This window comes from Bacillus sp. LB7 (assembly GCF_030449715.1).
Classification (GTDB): Bacteria; Bacillota; Bacilli; order Bacillales; family Bacillaceae; genus Bacillus; species Bacillus paralicheniformis.
In genome coordinates this window covers 1-1,971 of sequence record NZ_JASGCA010000046.1, presented here as the reverse complement: position 1 = coordinate 1,971, position 1,971 = coordinate 1, and the positions used below count along the sequence as shown (strand labels likewise).

Annotated in this window: 2 protein-coding genes; both read left to right on the top strand. The window is 42.1% G+C overall.

Going from position 1 to position 1,971, the window contains the following annotated elements; all coding sequences use genetic code 11:
- The coding region (locus QMZ64_RS22940; RefSeq protein ID WP_301441634.1) for a right-handed parallel beta-helix repeat-containing protein at positions 1 to 1,176 on the top strand (1,176 nt) is incomplete at its 5' end.
- A 20-nt stretch (positions 1,177 to 1,196) separates the two neighbouring features.
- On the top strand, positions 1,197 to 1,971 hold a 775-nt coding region (locus QMZ64_RS22935), incomplete at its 3' end, for a phage baseplate upper protein (RefSeq protein ID WP_301441633.1).

Genomic DNA, 1,971 nt, shown 5'->3' with positions numbered 1-1,971 from the left:
GCCAATGGGATCAACAATCTCCAGATCACAAGGAGCAATTTTTTTGGATTCATAGACTTGAGCGGAAAACGCCCTTTCTCAGAAGCCATACAGCTTGGGGAATTTGTTGAAATGGGCGTCAATCAATTCGGAGAGTTTGACGGCACCCCTAATCAAAACGTTTATATCGCCCATAATCATTTTGGTAAATCTGAGCTGTTGGGCGGCTGGGGTTCTGCGATAGGAAATCACTATGCTGTTTATGATATTTTCCAAAAAAACATCACAATCTTTGACAATACAATTGAAGACTGTGGCTTTGCAGGGGTAAGAACGTTTAAATGGGGCGAAGTTAAGATTTTAAACAATCGATTTAAGCGCAATAATGAATGTATTCGAATTTCCCAAGCAGCTGGAGGAATTGAAAGTTCTAAAAATGTTGAAGGAGTCCAAATGAATCGCCCCCAAAATGCACAAAACGTCTTGATTCAGGGAAATGATTTTTATGATTACAAGTCATACGGAATCTTATCGTTTGGGCAAATATATAACAATGAAGTCGCCTGGAGCGATGGCATTCGTATTTTTGGGAACTACTTTAAATTAAAAGCAAAAGAGATTGGTGAATATGACTATGAGCAAGCCATAAAATTAGTCTTTGCAAGAAATGCTTTCATCGCTGATAACCGAATCTTTGGGGGAAGAAGAGGGATGTGGATAGAAGGCTGTTTCAACACCTTTATTGATCGAAATTATGTGTCCTGCGTTGATACAGAAGCAATCTACGTCGAAAAAAGCAGAGATAAAACTTCTACCGTGCCGAAATCATATCACCTATCTATTGATCGAAACGAAATTAACACTACTGGCCGCAACGGTATTTTTATTCAAAACTGCGATCACTTTGATGTGAGAGATAATAATGTGATGAATACCAATAAAGAGCAAAGCAGTACGAGAGGGCGCGGGGGCATTTATGTGGAAAATGGATACGACGGACGGATTGAAAATAGCCGGATACGAGGCGTCGAGAAGGCGTTTGCGATTTTAGTAAAGGACGCTGCAACAGAGGTGAATGTCACCAACACAAAAGGGACTGGCCGCGTCATCGTTCAAGGAGATTCCAATTTTAACGGGTATTACGGGACAACAAAAGATGACTATATTAGAAAAATCATTACAAAAAGCAGCAGCTAATTAAAAGGGGAGGTGAACCAATGATTTATAAAAATACGGCTGTGCACTTTGATGTCAATGCACAAGTGAAGCGAAGTGTATCAGCAAATATTCAATTTAGTACGCAAGATATCGGGACCGCAAAATTGTCGTTTAACCTGACAAAGGACGGTGTACCTTTGCCGATAAGTAAGGCAACCCATGCCAAGCTATTCATGAGGTTTACTGACGGCAGCCAGGTCTATGTCAATACAGAAGTCGAAGACGCGCTGAAGGGCGTTATTTTTTATGTCTTAACACCGGAACAAGTTAAGCATTATGGAACGGTGCAGGCTGAGCTTTACGTCAATTACGACAACGGCCAAAAGATGAGTGTGCATAAGTTTTCGTTTGTGATCGATAGCGCGCTTGTTGATCAGGACATTGCGCCGATTGCTGAATACTATATCGAAGATTTCGAGACGCTTAAAGCCGTTATTCAGGAAATGGCGGCGGATGCCGAACAGCTTCTTGCCAAATTGGAGAAGAAGTTCGAGACGCTCAATAATATCGAAACGAAGGACGGTGCCCAGCAGAAAGCGGATGCCGCACAGAAGAATGCGGAGGACTACACGGACCAACACGCAGCAAAAACGGACAATCCGCATAAGGTCACAAAATCTCAGGTCGGACTAGATAAAGTTGATAATGTAAAGCAGGCGACAAAGGCAGAATTTGATACGCATAATAGGGATGATACTCGGCATATAACTGCGGACGAGAGAACGAAATGGAATGCCGGACAGCTTTATAAATTAACCGATGACAACGGCGGGA